Origin of the sequence: Streptomyces sp. f51 (assembly GCF_037940415.1) — a bacterium.
Lineage (GTDB): Bacteria > Actinomycetota > Actinomycetes > Streptomycetales > Streptomycetaceae > Streptomyces.
The window spans coordinates 4284383-4307461 of the sequence record NZ_CP149798.1; the positions used below are offsets into that span (position 1 = coordinate 4284383).

Consider the following 23079-nt stretch of genomic DNA (forward strand, 5'->3'; position numbering starts at 1 on the left):
GCGGGGAGAACCGTCGGATCCCGGCCGTACGCGGGAGCGGGCACGGCCGTGGGACACGGTCACCCCTTCCGGGTACTTCTGCGCATGTCATCGCATGTCGGTTCACATCATCCGATCATGAACATACCGTCCATGATCGGGTGGCGCCCGTGAACCGGGGTACCCGCCGTTGGGGCACGCAGGTGCTTCCCGTATGCCTTCCGGGTGTACTCCCGCATACCTCCTGGCGGAGCGAAGTGGGCCGGGGGACGGTGGGCGCTCGCGGTGATCGAAACGTGACCGGATACGCTGACTTGAGTGATGGCAGCGACACATCGACAAACCGTGTCATCGACCGAATGATCGACCGAGTTCGCCATGTGATCGTCAGCAGACAGGAGAACCTCTCGTGACCGTCGTCGGGCCGTTCGGGCTGAGCGTGCGGGACCAGGCTCTCGAAGCCGATGTCCAGGCCGGATTGGCGGCTGTCGAGGAGGGTTTGCTCGAAGCCACCAAGAGCGAGGTCCCGTTCATCACGGAAGCCGCCCAGCACCTCGTGCGGGCCGGCGGGAAGCGGTTCAGGCCGCTGCTCGTGATGCTCGCCGCCCAGTTCGGTGACCCCTACGCGCCGGGTGTCGTGCCCTCGGCCGTGGTCGTCGAGCTGACCCATCTCGCCACGCTGTACCACGACGACGTCATGGACGAGGCCGAGGTCCGGCGCGGAGTGGACAGCGCCAACGTGCGCTGGGGCAACTCGCTGGCCGTGCTGACCGGCGACTTCCTGTTCGCCCGCGCCTCCTACATCCTGGCCGACCTCGGGCCCGAGGCCGTCCGGATCCAGGCCGAGGCGTTCGAGCGCCTGGTGACCGGACAGATCCTGGAGACCGCGGGGCCGCGCGACGGCCGCGACCCGGTCGACCACTACCTCGACGTGCTCGGCGGCAAGACCGGATCGCTGGTCGCGGTCGCGTGCCGGTTCGGCGCGATGATGTCGGGCGCCGACGAGACGGTCGTGGACGTGCTCACGCAGTACGGCGAGCGGCTGGGCGTCGCCTTCCAGCTCGCGGACGACGTTCTCGACATCGCGTCCGACTCGCACGAGTCCGGCAAGACGCCGGGGACGGACCTGCGTGAGGGCATCGCCACGCTGCCGGTCCTGCGGCTGCGCGAGCGCGCGGAGCGCCTGGGCCTCGCCGAGGACATCGCGCTGTGCGAGCTGCTCGACTCCGACCTGACGGACGACGCGCGGCACGCGGAGGCTCTGGCCCGGCTGCGGGAACACCCCGCGCTGGAGCAGGCGCGCCGGGACACCGTCCGGTACGCGGAGGAGGCGCGGGCCGCGCTGGCCCCGCTGCGCGAGTGCGACGCGAAGGCCGCGCTGGTCGAGCTGGTGGACGCGGTGGTGCACCGGGCCGGCTGAGAGGCCGACCGGAGGATCACCACGCCCACGGGGCCGGCGCGAGCCACCGGCGCCGGTCTCCGGGGCGGCCCGAGAGCTGCCGACGCGGTCTCCGGGGCGGCCCGAGAGCTGCCGACGCCCGTCTCCGAGCCGCGCGTGTTCGTCGGTGCAGTCTCCGCCGCCTTCCGTGCTCGCGGAGGCCGGCGCCGCTGTCCGTATTCGTCGCCTCGCGTGCTCACGGAGGCCGGGGTCGTTGTCAGTACCCGCCGCCGCCCGTGTTCGTGCTGGAAGGCGACGGTGCCGACGACTCCGAGGCGGGTGTGGTGATCTTCGCTCCGCTGGGGGTGACGGCCCACCAGGTTCCGTCCACTCCCTGGCCGTACGGCTCCTTCGGTGCGTCGTCCTTGGCGTACCGGTAGAGCGGCCAGCCGGCGAGGGTGATCTGGGTGCTGCCGTCGTTGCGCTTCACCGTGGAGACCAGGCTCTTGTCGATGCCCTTCGTGGTCACCGAGCCGTTGGACGTGGTCGTGGCCGCCGGCCAGAGCGCGGCGCAGGTGCTGTAACAGCTGACCTTGGTCGGGTTCGCCGAGTCCGCGTCGAAGCGGTACAGGACGAAGCCCTTGCCGTCGGTCACGACCGTGCCCAGTTTCGCGACCTTGGCGGTGGTCAGCATCGACGTGGCCGATCCCTTGGCCGCGTTCTGCGCCGTACCGCTGCTCTGCGGAGTACTGGCCCCGCTGCTACTGCTGCTGCCGCCTCCCCCGCCCCCGCTTCCGCATCCGGCGAGCGTGAGCGCCAGGGCGGCGGCGCCCATGGCGGCGTATCCCGTGACGTGCCTGATGGCGAACATGGCGATCCCTCGATCCTTCGATCCCTGGAGAGCTGTGCGATCCGATCGCTGCCACCCGTAAGTACGGATTCGCACCATTTTTTACTCGAATGACCGAGGTATTCGATGGCTTCCGGGTGACGCGGGCGAGGAGAGGGGCTACCCCTACGGGTCGCGGGGAGGTACCGGCCCCTCGCGTCATACCGCAGGACTACGCGGAGTTGAGCCCGCGGGTTGACGCGTTCTTCCGCCGTATTTGGTCAGATGGAGAACACCACTCCTCACCGGTCCGGGTGAGAATGGCGGCTTAGGGGTGGAGCACGGAACGAGGGCAGGGCCGCCGCCGACGACGGAGGTAAGGCACACATGGCACCGTACGAATCCGACGACAGCGCGAGGGCCGCGGAGGCCGACGACACGCTCGACGGGCGACGCAAGGCCGCGCGGTACGTCGTTCCGGTCGCGGTGGTGGGGGTGGCGGCGGCGACGATCGGACTCGTCCCGGCGCTCGCCGACTCCGGAGACCCGAACCTTCCGAAGGTCACCGCGCAGCAACTCATCGAGAAGATCGCCAAGTCGGACGTCCAGCAGCTGTCCGGCACGGTCAAGATCACCACCGACTTGGGGCTGCCCGACCTGGGCGGTCTGGAGAGCGGCCTGCTGTCCGGCGCGGCCAAGGGCCACGACGGCTCGTCCGCCGACCCGCAGTCCAAGCTCCTCGAACTCGCCGCGGGCACGCACACGCTGCGCGTGGCGGCCGACGGACCGGACCGGGGCAAGGTCTCCCTGCTGGACAGCGCCGCCGAGTACAGCGTCATCCACAACGGCAAGGACGTCTGGGGATACGACAGCAAGTCGAACGAGGTCTTCCACTCGACGTCCGCCGAGTCCGGTAAGGCCGGCGAGAAGGCGGGGGACAAGGCGCCGCGGGACGTTCCCGCCACGCCCAAGGACTTCGCCGACGAGGTGCTCAAGTCCGTCGACTCCACGACCTCGGTGAAGGTCGACGGCACCGCGCACGTCGCGGGCCGTGACGCCTACAAGCTGGTCATCAAGCCCCGGCAGTCCGGCACGACGGTCGGCGCCATCAGCATCGCGGTGGACGCGAAGACGGGGCTGCCGCTGAAGTTCACGCTGACCCCGGCGAGCGGTGGCGCGGCGGTCGTGGACGCGGGCTTCACCCGGGTCGACTTCTCCCGGCCGGCCGCTTCGACGTTCGCCTTCACCCCGCCGAAGGGCGCGAAGGTCACCGAGGGCGACACGCTGAAGGGCGCGAAGGGCGACGAGTCCAAGAGCCCGAAGGGCGCCGAGCCCAAGCGCGTGGAGAAGGGCGCGCCGAAGGGTCACGAGGGAGCCGCCGACGGCCTCGGCGGTCCGAAGACGATCGGCAAGGGCTGGAACTCGATCGTCGTCCTCGGCACCGGGGGCAAGGGTGTGCCCTCGGGCGCGTCCGGTTCGACCGGCAACAGCAACGTCGACGGTTTCCTGAACTCCCTCGGCGACCACGTGACCGGCTCGTTCGGCTCGGGCACGGTCTACTCGACCCGACTGATCAACGCGCTGATCACGGACGACGGCAAGGTGTACGCCGGTGCCGTCACCAAGGCCGCGCTGGTGAAGGCCGCGAACGCGGCCCACTAGGCGCGGCCGGGAGAAGCGAACCGAGGGAGCCCATGGAGGAGCTGTCCGCCGACGAACCCGGCCCCGCGCGGGAGCCGGAAGCCGCTGACCTGGTGCCCGTACGGGCGGAAGCCGCCGACGTGGCACCCGCGTGGGCGGAAGCCGCAGACGTGGCACCCGCGTGGGCGGAAGCCGCAGACGTGGCGCCCGCGCGGGAGCCGGGGGATACGGTCGCCAGGCCCGCGCGAGGGCCGGGAGACGTGGCGGCCGGGCCCGCGCGGGGGCCGAGGGCCGTCGGTGCCGTGGCCGCCGGCGGGGACGCGGTGATCGCGACCCGCGGGCTGACCAAGCGGTACCGCGGCGGACAGCTCGCCGTCGACGGCCTGGACCTCACCGTCCCGGCGGGCAGCGTCTTCGGTTTCCTCGGACCGAACGGCTCGGGCAAGACCACCACCATCCGCATGCTGATGGGCCTGATCGAGCCGACCTCGGGCACGGCGAGCGTCCTGGGGCGGCCCATGCCCCGGTCCGCGCGCACCGTGCTCCCGCACGTCGGGGCCCTGATCGAGGGGCCCGCGCTGTACGGCTTCCTCTCCGGGCGGGACAACCTCATCCGGTACGACTCCGCGGACCCCACCGCCGATCCCCGCACCCGCAGGGCACGCGTCGAGTCCGCGCTCGACCGGGTGGGACTGGCCGCGGCGGCGGGGAAGAAGGCGAAGGCGTACTCCCTGGGCATGAAGCAGCGGCTGGGACTCGCGGCGGCGCTGCTCCAGCCCCGCCGGCTGCTCGTCCTGGACGAGCCGACCAACGGCCTCGACCCTCAGGGCATGCGGGAGATCCGTTCGCTGGTCAGGGAACTGGCCTCCGACGGCACGACGGTCTTCCTCTCCTCGCACCTGCTCGACGAGATCGAGCAGGTCTGCACCCACGCTGCCGTGATGACCCGGGGGCGGCTCGTCGTCCAGGGCCCGGTGGCCGATCTCGCGGCCGGAGCGCGCGGCCGGCTGGTGGTGACGACCCCGGACACCGGGGAGGCGGCGCGGGTCCTCAAGGAGCAGGGCGTCCTGGATCTCGTCGTCACCGAGACGGGAGTGAGCGCGGAGCCGCCCGACCGTGAACTCGCCGAACTGAACGCCGCGTTGGTCACGGCGGGCGTGCGGGTCCGCGGCTTCGGGGTCGAACGGGCCTCGCTGGAGGACGCGTTCGTGGCACTGACCGGGGAGGGATTCGATGTCGCGGGCTGAAAGTCTGCCGGAGCGGGGCGCGCGGACGGCCGCGCAACCGGGAGCCCGCCGTGGGCCGAGCCCGCTGTGGACCTTCGGGCTCTTCCGCGACGAACTCGTCACCACCTTCCGTCGCTGGCGGACGATCGCGCTGCTCGGCGTGCTCGCGGCCGTGCCGATCCTCATCGGTGTCGCCGTGAAGGTCGAGACGAACGGCGGCTCGTCGGCGGGCGGGGACGGCGGTCAGGGCCCCGCGTTCATCGCGCAGATCACCAACAACGGCCTGTTCCTGGTCTTCACCGGGCTGGCCGCGACGCTCCCGTTCTTCCTGCCCATGGCCATCGGCGTCATCGCGGGCGACGCGATCGCGGGCGAGGCCAACGCGGGCACCCTGCGCTATCTCCTGGTCGCGCCCGCGGGACGTACCCGGCTGCTGCTCACGAAGTACGCGACGACGATGACCTTCTGCCTGGTGGCGACGCTGGTGGTGGCGGTGTCGGCCTTCGCGGTGGGCGCCCTGCTGTTCCCGCTGGGTGAGCTGACGACGATCTCCGGGACCCGTATCGGTTTCGCCGAGGGGCTCGGCAGGGCGCTGCTCATCGCCCTGGTCGTGGCCGTGTCGCTCACGGGGGTCGCCGCGCTCGGCCTGTTCGTCTCCACGCTCACCAACAGCGGCATCGCGGCCATGGCGACGACGGTCGGCCTCCTGATCACCGTCCAGATCCTCGACCAGATCCCGCAACTGCACGCGCTCCAGCCGTACTTCTTCTCGCACTACTGGCTGTCCTTCGCCGACCTCATGCGCGACCCCGTCTACTGGGACGGCCTGGTCCGCGACCTGGGCCTCCAGGGCCTGTACGTCGCCGTGTTCGGGTCGGCCGCATGGGCGCGGTTCACGACGAAGGACATCACCGCCTGAGCGGACGCGTCACCGCTCGTACGGGAAACGGGCGAGCGGTGCCTCCTGGGCGAAGAAGGTCTTCGCGCGGGTCAGCGCGCCCGTGTCGTTCAGTACGTCGCCGGGCTTGCTGCCGTTGCCGAGCAGGACTCCGCCGAAGCGCATCCCCATGTACGCCGCGGTGTGGTTCAGCGTGCCGATCAGCGGGCCGGCGACCTCGGGCTCCTCGTGCGCGAGCGCGGTGACGCCCCAGAGGGTGCGGCCGGCCAGGGTGGCCTTGAAGTCGACGCCGGGTGTACGGAGCCAGCCGGACCAGTGGTCCAGGTAGCGCTTGGTCTGTCCGGACACCGAGTACCAGTACAGCGGCGAGGCGATCACGATGTCGGTGGCCGCGATGGTGGCGTCGAGCAGGGTGGCCGCCGGGCTCGGGGCGGGTGGGCGTACGTGCTCGCTGTCCCGGCGGAGGTCCTCGAAGTCGGGGAGCCGGTGTTCTGTCAGGGAGAGCCAGCGCTGCTCCGTGTCCGCGGGGAGTTGTTCGGCCGCTCTGCGGGCCAGGGTCTCGGTGTTGCCGCCGGGGCGGCTGCTGCCGAGCACGAACAGGAATCTGCGAGTCATGGTTCCCCCTGGGAGGCGGCGGCCGATTACACGCGCCCACAATATATGCACGCGCATCTACACGTCCAGGCCACCCTCCTCCAACTGGGCCGGCTCCTTTCTCTCGCCCCCTCCGCCCCTACCCAACCCGAACCCGGGGCTCCGCCCCCAGGCCCCCGCTCCTCAATCCCCGGAGGGGCTGAACGCTCCCCGGACCCAAAGGGGTGGGGAGAGGGAGACCACCCCCGGGGCTCCGCCCCAGCCCCCGCTCCTCAAACGCCGGAGGGGCTGAAACCTTCGCCGGCCGGGGCTGACATGGCCACGGCCTGGGCCGACGTTGCGGCAGCCTGGGCTGACGTTTCGCCAGCCAGGGGCCGAATCTTCCGCGACCGGGGCTGACGATTCGCGGGCCCGTGGGCTGAAACCTTCCGCAGCTGGGGGCTGAGACCTTCTGCGGCCGGGGGCTGAAGCCCTCCGCGGCCGGGGGCTGAAGCCTTCCGCGGCCGGGGCTGGAAGGTGGACCGGGCACCACGACGCACCGCACCCGCAGCCGGGATCCGGGCGCGAGGGGCCGTGCCGGTACATCGATGCCCGTCGCCACCGACGGTCACTCCTCACCCAACGGCGACGGGCTGATGCACCGGCACGGCCCCGACCCACCCACCCACCTGCCTACCGCCCCGGACGCGGAGGACGCTGCACCCGGGGAGCCGGCCCCGGAGCGGCAGCGCCCGGCACGCCCCCGCCCGGAGGCGCGGACCGGCGCCCGGACTGAAGTCGGGCCGCGTTCGCCACGGGATTGGCCGGTGCCGTCGCGCCCGCCACCGCCGGCCTCCCCCAGCTCTCCGGAACGGACGCGTGCCGCTCCACCGTCCCCCGCACCCGAGCCTCCGCGAGCAACGCCGTCTGCTGCGCCACGGGAGCGAACCCCGGAGCCGCGTTGCCGCTCTGGGAGGGCACCTGCCGGACGGCCATCGCGGTCAGGGCGGCCTGGGTGTCCCGGGGAAAGACGTCCCGGGGCAGCAACTGCGACGCCGCACCGGTCACCTCGACCCGGTGCTGCCCACCCCCCGCCTCGAACGTCACGCCGTACCCGAGGTACTGCCGGTCCCGGTCGAACATCAAGTCACCCCGCACCCGCCCACCCCCGGCCCGCGTCCGCTCGCTCAGCTCCCGGAGAGCCTCCGGCATCGGCGCGGTCCGCCCGAGGCTCGCCACATACGCCTCCGCCTCCACGCTCCCCTCCCGGAACCGAGCCCTGCCGTCCGGCCCGGTGGACATCCGCACGGCACCGACCCGGTTGCCGGGAGCGATGTCGATGGTGAGGCGGCCGTCCCCGCCGTACTCGCTCACGAACCGCTCCCGCAGCGCCGTGAACTGCACCTGGTTCTCCAGCGCGGGAGGCAGGTTCGGCCCGTAGACGGTGACCCGCGCCTCGGGGTCGGCCTCCAGGATGATCTCGGCGTTCGCCACCCCCGTACCGCCGGCGCCCGCGACCAGCCACGTCTTCGGGGCATCCGCCGCGCCCGCGGCACGCGCGTCGAAGCGGCCCTCGGCGATCTCGTCCCCGATGAAGACACGCCCGGGCGCGGCGGCCCGCGCCCGCTCCCACAGGGCGGTCGCGTCCAGCGTCTGGAGCGCGGCCCGCGCCCCGCCGTCCGAGCGCAGCGTGTCGAGGACCCCTTCCTCCCGCAGCACCTGGAGCGCCCGCTCCGCGCCGACCTCCCCGGTCAGCCGGTCGTGCGCCGGTGAATCGGCGGGCAGCCGCCCCCGTACGGCGTCGAGCGCCTCCGGCAGGTTCACCGCGTCCCAGCGGTCGACGCCGGGCACCATCTCCGGCGGCAGCCCGGTGGCCACGGTCGGCGTGCCCTCGACCTTCACATAGAGCTCGGGAGAGCCGTCGGCGGGCCGGATGTGGGCGTAGAGACGGCCGTCAGGACCCGGCACCAGGGCTGCGGTCCCGTCGACGAGCGGTCCGCGCACGGCGAGCTGGTCCTCCCACAGGCGGACCGCGTCGCGCGGTACCCGCGAGGTCGGGTCGGCGAACTGGTGGGCGTCGCCGAGCCCGCTGGCCCGCATGTCCCGCGTCTGGTCGGGGGACTGGACGATGCCCTCGCCCGGGTCCAGATGCCAGCGGCCGCGTGCGTCGACGAGCAGGGCTCCGGGGTCGCGTCCGACGAGGCTGGCCCCGCCGCCGACGACGACCTGACGGGTGGGCCACTCGCCGGTCGCCGCGATCTCCGCGCGCAGCTCGTCCAGGGTGGCGGCTCCGGCCCGGGTGCGCTCGTCGGCCGCGCGGGCCGCCGCGGCGGCGAGCTCCTCGCGGGGGACGGGGGAACCGTCGGGCCGCAGCCCCGGCAGGGGCGGGGCCGCGACGGACGCGCCGAGAGGCCGGGCGTGCTCGGCCCGCGACCGGAACGCGTACAGCTCGGCCGCATCGGCCGCGCCCAACCGCTCGACGGGGACGGCCAGTTCGCGCAGAGCGCCGACCGCCATCGGCGTCAGATGGGGGTCGGCGAGGTCACGGCGGACCTCGGCGGCCTGGAGCTCCGCCGCGCGCTGGTCCGCATCGGCCGGAGCCTGCGGACGCAACCCCATGTGATCGATGAGCGCCGACAACTCGCCTCTGGCTTCGGCGCGTTGGGAGGCGTCAAGGGTGGCGTCGTTCATCAGGGCGGCCAGGTGGTTCAGTTCGCCGATCCGGCCGAGGTCCTCCTCGGTGAGGCCAAGGCGCCGCTCCGCGTTCCCGAGCCCGCCGCGGGACAGCAGGTCACCGCGGTTCGGGGCGACGCCCGCGACCTCGGGGTCACCGGCGGCGGCACGGGTGGCCCGGTCCCGCACCGCGAGCAGTTCGCCGACCTCGTGGCTCAGCGCCCGGCCCACCTGGCGCGGGTCCATCCGGTCGGAGAGCTGGACGACGTGCTGGTCGGAGGTGGTGTTGACGTGGGTCCGCGCGACCGTCCCCGAGGGGAGCGGTACGGCGTCCAGCCGCAGGGTGAGGTTCCGGCCCCGGTCGTCGGTGAGCGCGAAGAAGCGGTCGCCCGCGGCACCGGACCGCAGCTCGACGGAGCCGAGCCGCTGCCCGTACAGGCTCCGCACCACCATCGGCAGCGTGCTCTCCGCCTGGGCGACGACGGCAGCCTGCCGGCCGGGCTCCGGCGCGGCGCCGGTGCCCGAGACGAAACGGCTGCCCGCGACGTCGGTCGCGGTGATCACGACGGGCTCCGCGCGCGGTCCCGCACCCGGGCCGGAAGGGCCGGGACGCGCGTCCCTCCGGACCTCGGGCCGGTCGGAACGGCCGGCGTTCCCGCGGTCGAGCGGTTCCTGCTCCACTGGCGCTTTCCCCCTTGAACGGCCTCGTGGCACGTAAGATCTCGGCATGCTGATCGCCCGTTCGACGCAGGAAGCACACCTCTACATGGACCTGCACGCGTGCGCGTGCGGGGTGGAGAGCTTCGAGCGCGAGCACCGTCTCGACGAGCGTGACGGTGTCCTGGTCGCGGTGTACGAGGGTGTCTGCCCCCAGTGCGGCCGCGCCCGCTCGTTCGCGTTCCGGCTCACCGACGAACTCCCGCCCGCGCCACCGGCGTTCGGCGGATCCGAGCCCTCGCGGATCATTGACCCCGGGGAGTTCCTGTGGGTCGCCGACCAGGTGGCCACGGACACCGGGCTGAGGCTGCTGCACACACCGCCCGCCGGGCGCCACGAGCAGCGCGAGGGCTCCGCGTTCGCGCTCGCCGCGGTCGAGGAAGTCCTCAAGTTCCTTCCGCGGGACGCCGATCGCGTCCCCGAGGAGCTGTTCACCTCGGAGCGCGGCCGCGCGATGTACGACAGGACCCCGCACCGCTTCGAGCGGACCGCGCTCCTCGAGAACATCGCCCGCAAGCGCCGCATCCTCGACAGCCTCGACTAGGTCGGCCCCCGGCCGGGGGCATAGCCCCACCCCGGCTCCCGAGCTCCCCGCACCCGCGGGGCTCCCCGCACTCACGGCGTTCGCGGGGCCCGGGGGACCACGCGCGGTACGCCTGCGGCCGCCGGGGACGCGGCGCCCGGTGTCCGCCCGGCCGCCGGGACGGCGCTCCCGCCACCGGACCGCAGCCGGGCCGCGGTGGCGACCCGAACAGTGGCATCGCCCACCCGAAACCCGCCCGGCACACCACCCCCCGGCACCACCGCGCCCGGCACACCACCCCCCGACACCACCCCGCCCGGCACGCCACCCCCCGGCGCCACCCCGCCCGGGACACCGCCCCCTGGAACCGCACCAACCGGCACACCGCCCCCCGACCCCACCCCGACCGACACACCAAGCCCCGACACAGGGGCCACCCCCGGAGCCGCACCCAGAGCCGCCCCCGTTCCCCGGCCGCCGGGGAACACCCCCCGCTCCGAGGTGATCAGCGCGGTGGCCAGTCCCCCTTCGACCAGCTTCTCCGCGTTCTCGCGGCCGACGGAGAACCCGCGCCCCGAGGTGCTGCGCGCGTACAGGTCCTCGATCATGACCTCGGGGGCCATGCGCCCGCCGTACCGGTCACGGCCCGCGTCGAACTCGGTGCGGCCGTGCTGCCAGCGGGCCGCGTTCTGCGCGAGGCACTGCTCGACGGGGACCTCGACCGAGAGCAGGACGCGCCGGTCGTAGCCGTCGGCGCGCAGATCGCCGAGGAGCTTCTCGTTCCAGCGTTGGTCGCGCAGGGTCGCGTCGTAGAGGAGGTTGTAGCCCTCGCCGCGTGCCCACTGCTCGAAGACATCCTGGAGGAAGGCCGACTCGCGGTGCGTGAGCGAAGCCGTCTCGGACGGCGCGAGCGGTCGCCCGTCGGACAACGCGCCTGCGTGGTGCGGCAGATGGGGCGAGCCGCCGTGCTCGAAGATCGCGACCTTGAACTGGTCGGGGTCCAGGACCACGTAGTCGCGGACGTCGATGCCGTGTGCCCGTTCCAGGGCCCGGCCCAGTTCGTCGTCGCGCCCCTGCCACTCGCCGAGCCCGCGCAGCGCGCCGCCCTTCCCGGCCCCCGGCGCCCCGGCGGTGAGCAGAGCGGCATGGCCGTCGCGGGGCATGCCCGTGCAGCGCGCCGTGAACTCCTCCAGGATCGCGGAGTGCATCCGCTCCCGGTCCGGCGTCCACAGCGCGCCGCGCCTGAACCGTCCGAACGTGTCGGCGCCGCCCGGGGCGAGGTCGCCGCCGGGTGACATCCGGGTCTGCAACTCCCGGTACAGCGCGCGGTATTCGGGTCTGAGCCCCGCCTCCGGCCTCTCGCCCGTGGTCATGGCCGCCGCTCGGCCCCGTCCGGCGGGCCGTCCGGCCGGCCGTCGATCCTGCGCTGGATCTCCTCCACGTCCTCGCGGGTCACCTGCCCGAGCAGCCGTGCCGCGGCGAGCACGGACAGCGTGTTGTCCTGGTGGGTGGGCTCGGGGTGCCCCTCGTCCCGTGCCTCCTCGGTCTCGAAGGGCCAGGCGGCGACGGTCGCGATCATCCGCTCACGTTCCACGAATCCGGCCGCGTAGAGGCCGAGGTAGGCGCGGAGCGAGGGGGCCGAGCCGGCGGCGGACGCGCCGGGTGCGGGGGTGTCGTTCATGGGCGGAGTGTTCCTCCTTCACCAGAGACTGGTCTCGTACGGATCCGGGTCGGGGCCTTGCCGGGACGCGGCGACGGCGTCCTCGTACGACTCGACCGCGGGTGGTGTCTTCGGGCGGTGGCTGTCGCCCTTGCAGCCCGCGAACGGACCACTGGGCGAACGTAGTTCGGACAGTACGGCCCCGAGGTGGTCCCGGTGCCAGACGGCGGGCCCCGACGCGCCCGCCGCCGGGTCGGTGTGCTCCTGCCAGGCCAGCCACAGCCCGTGCAGCCTCGCGACCGCCTCCGGGTGTTCCCACCAGCGAGGGCACCAGGGCTGCTGCGAGGTGACCTCCCGGCCGTAGACGGGCAGGAGCAGGTCACCCACCCAGACGGCCAGCCGGCTCATCTCCTCGGCGTACTCGGGTCCGTCGAGGCAGAGGATGAACGGCGGTGCGTCGGAGTGCTGCTGACCGGAGTCGACGGTCGTCATCGGCTGGTGATCCTCTCTGTCGCGCGGGCGGTGATGGCCTTCACCTCGGCCTGCGCCGCGCTCGCGACGCGGTCGGCGCCCGGTTCGGCGTACCAGGGGCGCAGCCGGACCAGGGCGGGCCTGATGCCGGTGGCCAGGAGCAGCGCGGTGCCCTTGGGCAGGGCGCGGATGCGGTCGGCGGGCAGGATGCGCTCCAGGCGGTACGAGGTCGACCGGGACCGTCCTTCCCTGCCCTTGGACCAGCTGACCGTCGACACCTCGTACTCGCCGACCAGCCGGGAGATCTTCTCCACGAAGTCGGCGTCGTCCAGTCCCGCGCCGAGCAGTTTGATGGTCGCGGCCGACCAGAGCGCGTCCATGCCCGCCTCGCCCCAGACCCGCGAGCCCTGCCGGTAACTCTGGAGCAGCGTCACGATGTTGATGCCCCGTGAGCCGAAGTGCGAGTACAGGTCGGGGAGATCGGAGATCCGGCAGACGTTCGCCGCCTCGTCGAGCACCGCCGTCATCGGCGGTTCGAGGCGTCCGCCCATCCGTTCGGCGGCGACGACTCCCGCACGCAGTACGGAGTCCGCGGCGGCGGCGACGACACCGGCCGCCGAGCCGCCGCCGTCCTTGGAGAGCAGATAGAGCGTGTCGCGGGACAGGACGTGCCGGTCGGGGAAGAACTGGGGCAGCGCGGGATCCGGGGTCACCCAGGCGGCGATCCCCGGGTCCAGGAGGCAGGCCACGCACTGGCGGCTGGTCTCGTAGATGCCGTCCCGCGTCTCCACCGCGCCCTGCACCGTGCCGTTCAGCTGCTCCGCGAGCGCCGTCATGCCCGCGTCGCGCAGCAGGTCGACGGGGGTGCGGTCGGCCGGGTCGGCCAGCCAGGCGAGGACCTCGCCGATGGGCCGGCCGCCGCGCTGGGCCGCGTGGAACAGGGCGGTGAGCGTGTTCTGGGCGGCCGAGATCCAGAAGTCGCGGCGGGAGGCGTCGTCGTTGACCGCGCCGACGAAGTGCCCGGCCAGCCGGCGGGCGCCCTCGATCGTGGCCGCCTCCGCGAGCATGTCCCACCACAGGCCGCGCGGGGTGTGGGCGATGCCCTGCGGGTCGAACGTCCAGACCCGGCCCACCCGTTCGCGTTCCGCCCGGGTCACGCTGTACACGTCCGCCTTGTTCGAGGTCAGCAGCACGCTGCCGCGGGCCCGCAGGACGCGCGGGACCGCGATGCCGGTGGACTTGCCCGCGCGGGGCGCCATCAGGTCGAGCTCGACGTCCTCGTAGCTGGAGCGCAGTTCCGGGCCCCGGGGTTCCAGGTCGCCGATCAGGTTCCCGGTGTCGTCCGCGGTGACCTTTCCCTGCTTGGCCAGCCCCGGCCGGAGCTCACGGGCCCGCCGGGCGGCGCCCTTGGGCAGCAGGGCGGCCAGTTCCTTGCGGCCCGCGAGACCGGTGGGCGCGGTCAGCGGGCGTCGTACGAGCACGGTCAGGACGGTGATCACCGCCACGACCGTGCCGAAGACGGTGGCCATGCCCGCGGTGAGCGCCGTCGGTGACGCCGTCGGCCACAGGGGGCCGGGGCCCTCCTTCACCAGGGTCGAGAGGGTGGACAGGGCGAAGGGGGGCGGGTGCCAGCCCGCGCCGGTCACCGCCGCGCCCAGGGTTCCGCCCAGCCAGGCGCCGAAGAACGCGGTGCCGACGAGGAACGCGGTCCCCGGCACGATCCAGGGGAGGAGGTCCTCCCCTGCTCCGGGTCCCGTCCTGCGTGTGCTGCTCATCTCTGCTCCCCCCGTTGGATTTCTTTCGCCCCCGCCGCCCCTGCCCGTCCCGTCCCGGGGTGGTGCCCCCGGACCCCCCGCCCCCGCCGCGCTCCGCGCGGGTCCTCAAACGCCGGACGGGCTGGAAATTCGGCCCTCGTCCTCAGACGTTGGACGGGCCAGAACTTCCCCCGGACGGGCCGGAAGCCTTGTACAGGGACGGTTTGTTCGCCTCCGACCAGCGGGTGTTCGTGTTGTGCAGGGCCCGTTCGGTGTCCGTGATGGACACCTTGATCGGGATGCCGGGACGGCCGCCCACCTTGATCAGGAAGCGTCCGCGTCCGGGCGGCTCCTCGTTGCCGCCGGTGCTGGCCCAGCCGGGCGGGGACGACCAGGACGACACGAGTTCGATCTCGCGCTCGGACATGCCGACGATCTCGCCGAGTTCCCGCATCTCCGAGCGCGGGAGCCCGGCGCAGACGACCATGCCCGCCCGCTCCACGAAGCCCCGCGCCTTCGCGCGGTCGGACTCGCTGCCGAGGGCCTCGGCGTCCTTCAGCGTGTGAGTGATCTTCGCGTCGCCGAGGCCGAGCGACCGGTTCAGACGGGTCAGCGCGTCGATCCGCTCCACGATGCCGGAGGCGGCCCGCAGCGGGCGCCACAGCTCGTCGAGGACGGTGAAGAACCAGCGCTGCGGGGCGAGTCCGGCGTCGGCGAGCGCGTGCGCCGCGGCGACCGTACCGAGCCCGTCCGACCAGGCCGCGAGCATCGCGGCCGCCGTCAGCTGGGTGTCGGCCTCGCCGATCCGGGAGATGTCCACGCAGACCGCGGGCGACGCCGGGTTGATCCGGGTGGAGGTCTCGCTGGCGAAGGTGTCGCCGAGCGGGCCGTCGAGCACACCGAGGAGCGAGCGGTGCAGCGGGTCGACGGCCTCCTGGTAGCGGGCCTCGTTCCCACGGTCCAGCGTCACCGCGCGGACCCGGTCCGGACCCTCGTCCAGCACCTTCAGCAGATCCGGCAGGAGCGGCGCGCGCCCCGGCTTCGTACGCTCCGCCAGGTGGTGCAGACAGGCGGACAGCACCGACTGCTCGTGGTCGTCCATCGGACGCCCGCGCACGATGGTGATGAGCGCCGCGACCATGTTCAGGACCCGGCCGTGCGCCTCCGCGGCCAGGATCCGGCCGCGCTCGCCGCCGATCCGGGCCGCCGCCTCGCCCATCGCGCCCGGGTCGAGGACGTTGATGCCGCCGACCCCGCGCCCGATGGAGATCACCTGGCCGCCGAGCGCCCGTACGGTGTCGGCGTAGTCGGGCTTGAGGTCGCCGAGGACCAGCGGCGTGATGCCCGTCGCCGACATGCCGATGAGCATGCGGTTGACCAGGGTGGACTTGCCGAGACCGGGCATGCCGAGCATGAAGAGCGAGGGGTTGGAGATGTAACGGGCCCGGGTGAACCAGGAGATGGGATCGCCGCACACGGTCGCCCCGGTGTGCAGATGCTGCCCGAGCGGGACACCGGTCATCGGCGCGCCGGAGCCGGCCGTGAACGGCCACAGCCCGCAGGCCTGCACGGTGGTCGCGCGCCACAGGGCGGGCGGGTCGACGTGCCCGACCTGGCCGCCCGCGGGGCCGTACCAGCCGCGCGGCGGCGCGGTGACCGGGTTCCCCTGCGCCTGCCGCCTGCTCACAGTGCCTCCCTGATCTGGTACGGAACGAGGGTGTGCTCCCACGGGAGCAGACCGACCGGCAGCGTGCAGGTGAAGGCCGCGGCCTGCATCCGGTCGGCGGGGCGCATCAGGATGCGGGAGGAGGCCTGGAGGTTGCGCACGGTGATGCCCGCGTCCTGCAACTGCTCCTCGCCGTCCACGGTGACCGTCACCATCAGCGAGAACTCCACGAGCCCCGCGCCCGCCGCCTCCTCGGCCGCGGTCTGCTCGGCGGCCTGCATCTCGGAACTGGCCCGCGCCTGGACGAGACCGCGCCGCGAGCCCGCCATGAAGTGCGCGGTGCGCCGGTCGGACTCGACGATGCGGGCCGAGGTCGCCGGGTCGATGGGCCGGTAGATCAGGGAGACCCGCTTGCGCCGGGTGCCCGGAGCCGGTTCGAGGAGCCCGCGCAGCACACTGGAACGGACGGTGCCGCGCGGCGCGAGGGTCAGCATCCAGGTGCGCGAGACCCCCGAGTCGTGCTTGTACGAGGTGACGGTCTCCACGGCCGCGGCCGGGCCGGCGTCGGCCCACTCCACCCCGGTCTCGGCGTGCTCGGCGCGGGCGCTGAGCACATCGGGCGCGATGGCGGGGTCGTACGCGACCCGGACGATCTCGGCGAGCCGGTCGGCCGCCAGCGGGTAGGCGCTGCCGCCGCCCGCCGCGACCAGCCCGGACAGCAGGCCGGGCAGCCGCATCGACAGGTCGGTGACGATGTCGTCCGTGCCGCGCTTGGGGCCGCCCGTCGGACCGTAGGTCAGGGCGATGTACGTGTGCATCTCGGAGGACGCCGACGGGTAGCGCTCGACGACCTCCTCCATCACGGCGCGTGCGGCGGCCGGCGCGTCGGGGGCGATCCGGGGGAGCACCTCGGCCGCGAGCCGGGTCCCGGTGTCGGGGGCGGTCTCCACGACGACCTGGGCGCCGCGCAGGCCCGGTTCGTGCGAGAGCCGCGCGAGCCAGTCGCCCCAGGAGGCCACCCAGATGTCGATCTGGGAGGGGTCGACCAGCGAACCGCCGTCGGGTTCACAGGCCAGGACCACCGTGTACAGACCGCGGCCCGGGTGGTGCAGCACGCCGAAGGGACGGTTGTAGGCGTCGCGGCCCTCGTGCATCCGGGTGCGCGCGAGCAGTCCCGGCGGCTGGTAGCGGCCGCCGGGGCGCTTGGACAGCGGCCCGGAGAGATACGTGTGCGAGCCGGAGGACCTGCGCCGCGTCCAGCCGACGCGGATCGCGAGGACCTGGTAGACGTTGCGTCCGTCGACCGTGCGCAGGGCCAGCGGGGCGAGGAAGAGCCCGACCGGTACGAGGACGACGATCGCGGCCGTCAGCGACACCAGGGAGGCCAGCAGCGCCACCAGCAGTCCGCCGAAGGCGACGACGGTGCCGAGCAGACCCAGCGGACCGAGTCCGGGACGGCGGGGCCTGCGCCAGTTCCCGTACGTGGGACGCGTCATGGCGTCGGTGGACATGGGGTTCCTTCTTCCGGCTCGAAGCGCTGGATGCGTGACTGGGGTGGGGTTCCGGGGCGGCGGCCCGCCCGGAGACGGTGACTCGTGCGCCGCCCCGGAACCCGCTGAGCGCCGTGGCTCCTCGGCCTCGTGGCCGCTATTGGTTGTGGCCCTTCATCCCGTCGTTGTCGTTCAGGGAGTTGGCCACTTCGCTCGCCGCCGCGACGCCGGTCTGCACGGCGACCGCGGCGGCCTGCACGGCGAGGGTCGCGCCGCCCGTGGCCGCGCCCGCGGCGGCCGCGCCGCCCGCCGCCGCCGCGCCACCGGCGCCTCCGGCCGCACCCGCGCCACCGCTCGCCGGAGCGCCGGCGCCCGCGGAGGGCGAGCCCTGGGGACCGGCGGCGCCCCCGCCGCCTCCGCCGGCACCGCCCGCGGCGATGCTGACGGCTCCGGTGGCGACGTTGTTGACCGCGTTCAGGGTGACCGTGCCGCCCGAGGTGCCGCCGAGCGCCGCCGTCGCCGGAACGATCAGCTTGAGCAGGGCCGGGAGGGCGAACACCGCCATGATCAACATGCCCAGGCCGGCGATGGTCTGGTCGAGGTTCTTGGTGCCGTCCGTCATCGACGTGGCCGAGTAGATGATCAGCGCGGCCGCCGGTTTGTACAGCAGCCAGGCCGCGAGCCAGCCGATGTGCTTCTTCCACCAGCCCTCGCCCCATCCGGTCATGGAGGAGACGGCGGCCAGCGGCAGCGTGCCGACGAGCATGATCATGACGCCGATGCGGATGTACATCAGACAGATCTGCACGAAGCTCGACAGCATCACCAGCAGGCCGAAGATGAGGATGAGGCCCGGCTGGTCGAGGGTCAGCACCCCGAGCATCGTCGACGCCTTGTCGCCGAGGTCGGACTTGTCGTACACCTCCTGCGCGTACAGGTCGGAGGCCTTGGTGAGCGCCAGGACCACCGGCACGGCGACCGCGCCGACGAGGATGACCTTCCACATCCCCAGGAACGCCTGCTTCATCGGCTGGCCCTTGCGCTCCAGGGCCATGCGGATCGCCGCGATCAGCAGCGAGGCCACGGCCACGTAGCCGACGAGCCAGTCCACCTCCCCGTCGATCTTGGCGATGGGCCCGGAGGCGTCTCCCACGTCGACGTGCATCCATACGCCGTTGAGCGCCTTGAGCACGGCCGCGGTCGCGTCGCCGATCGCCTTGGCGAAGGCCACGACGGCACTGTCGGTGAGCTGCGTCCCGACCTCGCTGATCACGCAGTCGTACACACGCCAGGAACACGACATCTCACACCTCCCAGGTGACGAAGCCCTTGGTGCCGCTGATCTGCGACATGCCCGAATAGACGGTCCCGTCGGCGTCGGGCGCGATCTTCCAGTCGCCGTCCAGCCAGCGCAGCGTCACCGAGGCGGTGCCGTAGGCGTTCTTGCCGGGGACCCGGACGACGAACATCACGGTCGACTTCTCCTTGTCGTACGACAGGACGGTGAAGCCCGCGTAGCCGCCCCCGTCGGGTTCGCCCGAGGTCGGCCTGTCGCCCGCCGCCGTACGGGTCGCGACGAGTGCGTCGCGACCCGCGCCGGGGACGACCTGCCGGTCGACGACCTTCCGCCAGCCCGGGTAGCTCAGATGGTCGGTGATGGAGTGGGCGGCCATGACGGAGCCCATCGGCGTGTGGGCGAAGCAGGACCAGACCGGTCCGTCGAACGTGAGCGGGCCCGTCGTCCTGGAGACCGGCACCAGGCCCGTTCCGTCGGCCTTCCACGTGAAGTCCTTCGGGGCCCGGGTGGGCTTGGCCTGGTCGCTGTCGTCGGTGCGGCAGCCGGCGGGGCGGGTGTCCGGCCGGCCGCCGCGGTCCCGGTCCGTGTCCGCGGACGGGACGGTCCTGTCGTCGCCCGACGCGTTCGCCGGTGCCCGGCCGCCTCCGCCGATCATCGTGAAACCGGCGAGCACGAGCAGCACCAGCAGGAAGCCGGCCGACAGGATCCAGCCCCGCTGCTGCCAGAACGGCTGTTCCCACTCCCCGCTGCCCCCTTGGGGCCGACCGGAGTTCAGCATGGTTGCGCTCCCTTCGCTCAGGCTCTGACAGGGCGTCGGTCAGGCGAACACGAAGGTGACGACGGGGCCCGCGGTGGCCACCAGGACACAGCCGCCGAGCACCATGCCGAGGCGGCCCATGTGCTCGGAGCCCTCGCCGCGGCGCATCGAGATCGCCATCATGGCGCCGGTGATGAGCACGCCCGCGACACCCGCCGCGGTGCCCGCCCAGGCGAGGATGCCGAGGACGGTGTCGACCTTGCCGGTCAGCGCGCCCGGCGCGTCACGGTTGGGGTCGGGGATCTTCCCGTCCGCCAGATAGACGTACTGATGGGCCTGGGCTGCTATCGCCTTGAACATGCTGTCTCCCCGATATGGCCGGCGGCTCGCGCGTCCTTCGTGGACGCCCGCGGAACTCGCCGGAGCTGAGCGGCACGTGCTCGGTACGAGCGGTACCTGCTTGCCGTGAGCGGTACTTGAGGGCGATGAGGATCCGTGGGACGCCCTGTGTTTCCCGGTGCACAGTGAGCTTGGCGACTTCCGTGGGCCGAGGCCAAGCGATGTGGGAGACCAGCACCTGTCGGTGACGTGTCCGTGACAGACGGGAAGAGACCGTCATGAAATACGAGGTGGGGGACCCGGAAAAAAGCTGAGACACCATCAGATGAGATGGTGTCTCAGGAGACGTACGGGCGTGGGTCAGAGGACGAAACCGACGATCGGGCCCGCCGTGGCGCCGATGACACAGGCGCCGAGCACCATCAGGAACTGGTTCAAGTGCTCTTCGAACTCACCTGACTTGACGGCCAGGGCCATCCGCGAGCCCACGATCATCAGGCCCGCCACACCGGCGGCCGTGACGAGCCAGGCGATGATGCCGAGGACGAAGTCGAGCTGGTGGGTGACCTCCGCCTGCACGGCCAGCGGGGTGGCGGCGAGCGTGTGCAGGGCGGTCATGGCGCGGTCCTTCCGGTGAGCCGGGCCAGGGCGGCCGCCTCGCGCGGCAGCGGTCCGTCGAGGTCGCCGGTGCGCCACGCGGGCATCCACGGCACCCGGTAGACGTCGATGACGGAGTTGATCACCTTGATGCGCTGGGTGAGTTGACGCGGCAGCCGGCCGGGCGCGTCCGCGACCAGCACGATGGCGTCGAGGTCGAGTCCCGGCGGGGCGTCGCCGCGGCGGAAGATGTCCAAGGTGTGCGACACGGCGTCCAGGCCCGCCGCGTGCGTACGCCCGACGAGCAGGACCGAGGCCGGCTCGCCCCGGTCCGGCCGGGGCCAGTCGCGGCCCGCGTCATGGCCGCCGAAGACGGTGGCGAGCGTGGAGGAGCCGGCCCCGCCGTGCGTGGCTATCCACGAGAACTGCCGTACGCGCGGAGCGGGTCGGCGCTCCTCCTCGTACCGCCGCGGCGGCTGTTCCGCCTCTCGGACCGCCCCGCGGATCCATATCCCGGGCCCGTCCGGTGTGCCCGGCCCGCGTGGCTCGTGCTCGTGCGGCAGCGCGCCGCCCCTCCCGCGCACGGCCGCGTCCGCGTCGGCCCGCACCGCCACCCCCTCGATCCCCTGCATGGGTCCTCTCCCCTCGTCGGTGCGCCGATCCTCCCGGTGCGCGGGGGAGTTGGGTAACGGGGCGTGAGTTCCTGGGACGAGCCTGTGACGCCGCGGTGACGCGGGAATCGGGTGGGAACGGAGAGACTCGACTGCATGTACACGACCGGAACATGAGGCTGAGGGGGGCCGATGTCCAACGGGGGCGGGTCCACCATGACCTGGGTCGTCGGCGGCTGTCTGGCCGCCGTGATGATGCCGGTGGTCATGATGGTCGCGGTGAGCGGAGCGTCGAGCGAGGAGGATCCGGGACCGGGTGCGGGCGGGGGCCTGAAGAACGGTTCCGTGCCGCAGAGTTACGTTCCCTGGGTGCTCAAGGCGGGCGCCATGTGCGACGTCATCAAGCCGGCCGTCATCGCCGCGCAGATCGAGGCCGAGTCGGGCTGGAACCCCGAGGCCCGCTCTCCGGTGGGTGCCGAGGGGCTGTCGCAGTTCATGCCGGGGACCTGGCCGAACTGGGGCAGGGACGACGACGGCAACGGCCGGGCGTCGCCCTTCGACCCCGGTGACGCGATCATGGCCCAGGGCCGCTACGACTGCGCGCTCGCCAAGACGGTCGAGGGGTACAAGAACCGCGGCGAGGCGAGCGGTGAGACGCTCGACCTCGCGCTCGCCGCCTACAACGCGGGCCCCGGAGCGATCCACCAGTACCACGGCATGCCGCCGTACACCGAGACCCGGAACTACGTCGCCCGCATCAAGTCCCTGATACCCAAGTACGCGTCGGTGGACGATCCGCCGGGAAAGATCCCCGCCGGGCAGGAACTGGCGATGCCGATCGCCGGAAACCCGCCCGTGACCTCGCCGTTCGGCATGCGCATGCACCCGATCCTGCACGTCTACAAGCTGCACACCGGCATCGACTTCGGCGCCGCGGCGGGTACGCCGTTCAGGGCGGCCCGGGACGGCACCGTCACCTTCGCGGGCTGGTCCAACGGATACGGCAACCGTGTGGTCATCTCGCACGGGACCATCAACGGGGACAGGATCTCGACGACGTACAACCACATGCGGAGCCTCAGCGTTCACGTGGGCCAGCACGTGCAGGTCGGCCAGCAGGTCGGCGAGGTGGGTTCCACCGGCTACTCGACGGGGCCGCACGCCCACTTCGAGGTTCAGCAGAACGGCACGTACGTGGATCCGGCACCCTGGCTGGGACTGAAGTGAGGAGGGAGGCGAGGATGAGGACGACACGGGGGACGGCGGTCCGTGCCCGGACGCGCGGAAAGAGGTTCGCCGCACTGGCGGTCGTGTCCGTCACCGGGATCCTGACGTTGACGGGCTGTGGCCTGCGGGACCATCGTGAAGACGTGGGCGTTCCGGGTTCGTCGCCCTCCGCGGTGCCGTCCGTGGCGCCGAAGGCGTCCCTCCCTCCGGGCAGGGCGCTGGGCGCGGACGCACACGTGCCGAGCCCGTCGGGTGTCGACGGGACGGACGCTACGGAAGTATCGGAGGCGTGGGCGGAGGTGGCGTACGGCTATGACACGAAGTACGACTACGGTCCCCACGACGCCATGCTGCGTTCCGCCCGCTGGCTGACCCCGGCCAAGGCCGCGTCCGAACGGTCGTACCACCCCGCGAGCGGGGCGGGCGCCGAGTGGAACTCCTGGGCCGGGCACCGGGCCTGGACCACGGTGAAGGTGACCGCGGACGACGACGCCGACGGTCCCGCCGACACGGCGGTCCTCGCCTACCGAGCGCTGTTCGTGGACGGCACCGCCCACGGCCGTGACGGCTGGACGGGCACGGGTCCGCGCGCGAACGTCTACCTCAAGCTCACCCGGGCGGGTGGCGGCCGTCCCTGGCACGTCGCCGAGGTGACGACCGTGGAGGCGGCCGACCCGCCGCCCCTGCCGTCGCCCTCCGAGCCCGCGCTCTCATCGTCGCCCCCGGCCTCGATGCCGTCCCCGACTCCGTCCTCGATCACCCCTTCGTGAGGG

General features: G+C 72.8%; 21 protein-coding genes. 7 read left to right on the forward strand and 14 right to left on the reverse strand.

The window, feature by feature from the left end; translation table 11 throughout:
- The first annotated feature begins 388 nt into the window (after window positions 1–388).
- Complete coding sequence (locus WJM95_RS18730; protein WP_328554042.1) at window positions 389–1399, forward strand: polyprenyl synthetase family protein; 1011 nt, start codon at window positions 389–391, stop codon at window positions 1397–1399.
- A gap of 235 nt (window positions 1400–1634) precedes the next feature.
- On the opposite strand, the gene WJM95_RS18735 is transcribed toward WJM95_RS18730, so the two are convergent.
- The gene (locus tag WJM95_RS18735) at window positions 1635–2228 is read right to left on the reverse strand and encodes a hypothetical protein (RefSeq protein WP_339130866.1); all 594 of its coding nucleotides are present in this window, start codon (window positions 2226–2228) and stop codon (window positions 1635–1637) included.
- A 345-nt stretch (window positions 2229–2573) separates the two neighbouring features.
- On the opposite strand from WJM95_RS18735, the gene WJM95_RS18740 reads away from it, so the two are divergent.
- The 3 genes from WJM95_RS18740 to WJM95_RS18750 are packed head-to-tail and all read left to right on the forward strand — an operon-like array spanning window position 2574 to window position 5972.
- Window positions 2574–3848: a DUF2092 domain-containing protein gene (locus WJM95_RS18740; protein WP_339130867.1), complete on the forward strand. Its 1275-nt coding sequence runs from the start codon at window positions 2574–2576 to the stop codon at window positions 3846–3848.
- Window positions 3849–3880: 32 nt separating this feature from the next.
- A complete protein-coding gene (locus tag WJM95_RS18745) occupies window positions 3881–5074 on the forward strand; it encodes an ATP-binding cassette domain-containing protein (protein ID WP_339130868.1) in 1194 nt (397 codons plus the stop codon).
- Window positions 5061–5972: an ABC transporter permease gene (locus WJM95_RS18750; RefSeq protein ID WP_339130869.1), complete on the forward strand. Its 912-nt coding sequence runs from the start codon at window positions 5061–5063 to the stop codon at window positions 5970–5972. Before WJM95_RS18745 ends, WJM95_RS18750 begins: the two co-directional genes overlap by 14 nt.
- Window positions 5973–5981: 9 nt before the next feature.
- On the opposite strand, the gene WJM95_RS18755 is transcribed toward WJM95_RS18750, so the two are convergent.
- Entirely contained in the window at window positions 5982–6566 is a 585-nt protein-coding gene (locus tag WJM95_RS18755) for an NAD(P)H-dependent oxidoreductase (RefSeq protein ID WP_339130870.1), read from the reverse strand.
- A gap of 651 nt (window positions 6567–7217) precedes the next feature.
- Window positions 7218–9761 (reverse strand): hypothetical protein, encoded by a 2544-nt coding sequence (locus WJM95_RS18760; RefSeq protein WP_339130871.1) that lies wholly within the window; start codon window positions 9759–9761, stop codon window positions 7218–7220.
- A 163-nt stretch (window positions 9762–9924) separates the two neighbouring features.
- Between WJM95_RS18760 and WJM95_RS18765 the strand changes: the two genes are divergently transcribed.
- Window positions 9925–10458: a hypothetical protein gene (locus WJM95_RS18765; protein WP_339130872.1), complete on the forward strand. Its 534-nt coding sequence runs from the start codon at window positions 9925–9927 to the stop codon at window positions 10456–10458.
- Window positions 10459–10529: 71 nt separating this feature from the next.
- On the opposite strand, the gene WJM95_RS18770 is transcribed toward WJM95_RS18765, so the two are convergent.
- The 11 genes from WJM95_RS18770 to WJM95_RS18820 all read right to left on the reverse strand — a co-directional run bounded on the left by WJM95_RS18770 (window position 10530) and on the right by WJM95_RS18820 (window position 21100).
- Window positions 10530–11810 (reverse strand): zeta toxin family protein, encoded by a 1281-nt coding sequence (locus WJM95_RS18770; protein ID WP_339130873.1) that lies wholly within the window; start codon window positions 11808–11810, stop codon window positions 10530–10532.
- Window positions 11807–12118 carry a hypothetical protein gene (locus WJM95_RS18775; RefSeq protein WP_339130874.1) on the reverse strand — a complete coding sequence of 104 codons (312 nt, stop codon included), beginning with the start codon at window positions 12116–12118 and terminating at the stop codon, window positions 11807–11809. Before WJM95_RS18775 ends, WJM95_RS18770 begins: the two co-directional genes overlap by 4 nt.
- Window positions 12119–12136: 18 nt before the next feature.
- A complete protein-coding gene (locus WJM95_RS18780) occupies window positions 12137–12589 on the reverse strand; it encodes a DUF4913 domain-containing protein (RefSeq protein WP_339130875.1) in 453 nt (150 codons plus the stop codon).
- The gene (locus tag WJM95_RS18785) at window positions 12586–14343 is read right to left on the reverse strand and encodes a TraM recognition domain-containing protein (protein ID WP_339130876.1); all 1758 of its coding nucleotides are present in this window, start codon (window positions 14341–14343) and stop codon (window positions 12586–12588) included. The genes WJM95_RS18780 and WJM95_RS18785 overlap by 4 nt, the downstream gene beginning before the upstream one ends.
- Window positions 14344–14485: 142 nt before the next feature.
- Window positions 14486–16009, reverse strand: a complete 1524-nt coding sequence (locus WJM95_RS18790; protein ID WP_339130877.1) for an ATP/GTP-binding protein — start codon at window positions 16007–16009, stop codon at window positions 14486–14488.
- Window positions 16006–17499: an SCO6880 family protein gene (locus tag WJM95_RS18795; protein WP_339130878.1), complete on the reverse strand. Its 1494-nt coding sequence runs from the start codon at window positions 17497–17499 to the stop codon at window positions 16006–16008. Before WJM95_RS18795 ends, WJM95_RS18790 begins: the two co-directional genes overlap by 4 nt.
- A 136-nt stretch (window positions 17500–17635) precedes the next feature.
- A complete protein-coding gene (locus tag WJM95_RS18800) occupies window positions 17636–18781 on the reverse strand; it encodes a hypothetical protein (RefSeq protein ID WP_339130879.1) in 1146 nt (381 codons plus the stop codon).
- 1 nt (window position 18782) lies between these two features.
- On the reverse strand, window positions 18783–19553 hold the full coding sequence (locus WJM95_RS18805; protein WP_339130880.1) for a hypothetical protein: 771 nt from the start codon (window positions 19551–19553) through the stop codon (window positions 18783–18785).
- A gap of 39 nt (window positions 19554–19592) precedes the next feature.
- Window positions 19593–19892 carry a hypothetical protein gene (locus WJM95_RS18810; RefSeq protein ID WP_328554028.1) on the reverse strand — a complete coding sequence of 100 codons (300 nt, stop codon included), beginning with the start codon at window positions 19890–19892 and terminating at the stop codon, window positions 19593–19595.
- A 339-nt stretch (window positions 19893–20231) separates the two neighbouring features.
- The gene (locus tag WJM95_RS18815; protein ID WP_339130881.1) at window positions 20232–20489 is read right to left on the reverse strand and encodes a hypothetical protein; all 258 of its coding nucleotides are present in this window, start codon (window positions 20487–20489) and stop codon (window positions 20232–20234) included.
- Window positions 20486–21100, reverse strand: coding sequence for a hypothetical protein (locus WJM95_RS18820; protein WP_339130882.1), 615 nt, complete (start codon window positions 21098–21100; stop codon window positions 20486–20488). The genes WJM95_RS18815 and WJM95_RS18820 overlap by 4 nt, the downstream gene beginning before the upstream one ends.
- Window positions 21101–21271: 171 nt before the next feature.
- Here WJM95_RS18820 and WJM95_RS18825 point away from each other — a divergent pair, with 171 nt between their 5' ends.
- Both WJM95_RS18825 and WJM95_RS18830 read left to right on the forward strand, forming a co-directional pair.
- Entirely contained in the window at window positions 21272–22306 is a 1035-nt protein-coding gene (locus tag WJM95_RS18825) for a peptidoglycan DD-metalloendopeptidase family protein (RefSeq protein ID WP_339130883.1), read from the forward strand.
- 14 nt (window positions 22307–22320) lie between these two features.
- Window positions 22321–23076, forward strand: a complete 756-nt coding sequence (locus tag WJM95_RS18830; RefSeq protein WP_339130884.1) for a hypothetical protein — start codon at window positions 22321–22323, stop codon at window positions 23074–23076.
- The last annotated feature ends 3 nt before the right edge of the window (window positions 23077–23079 follow it).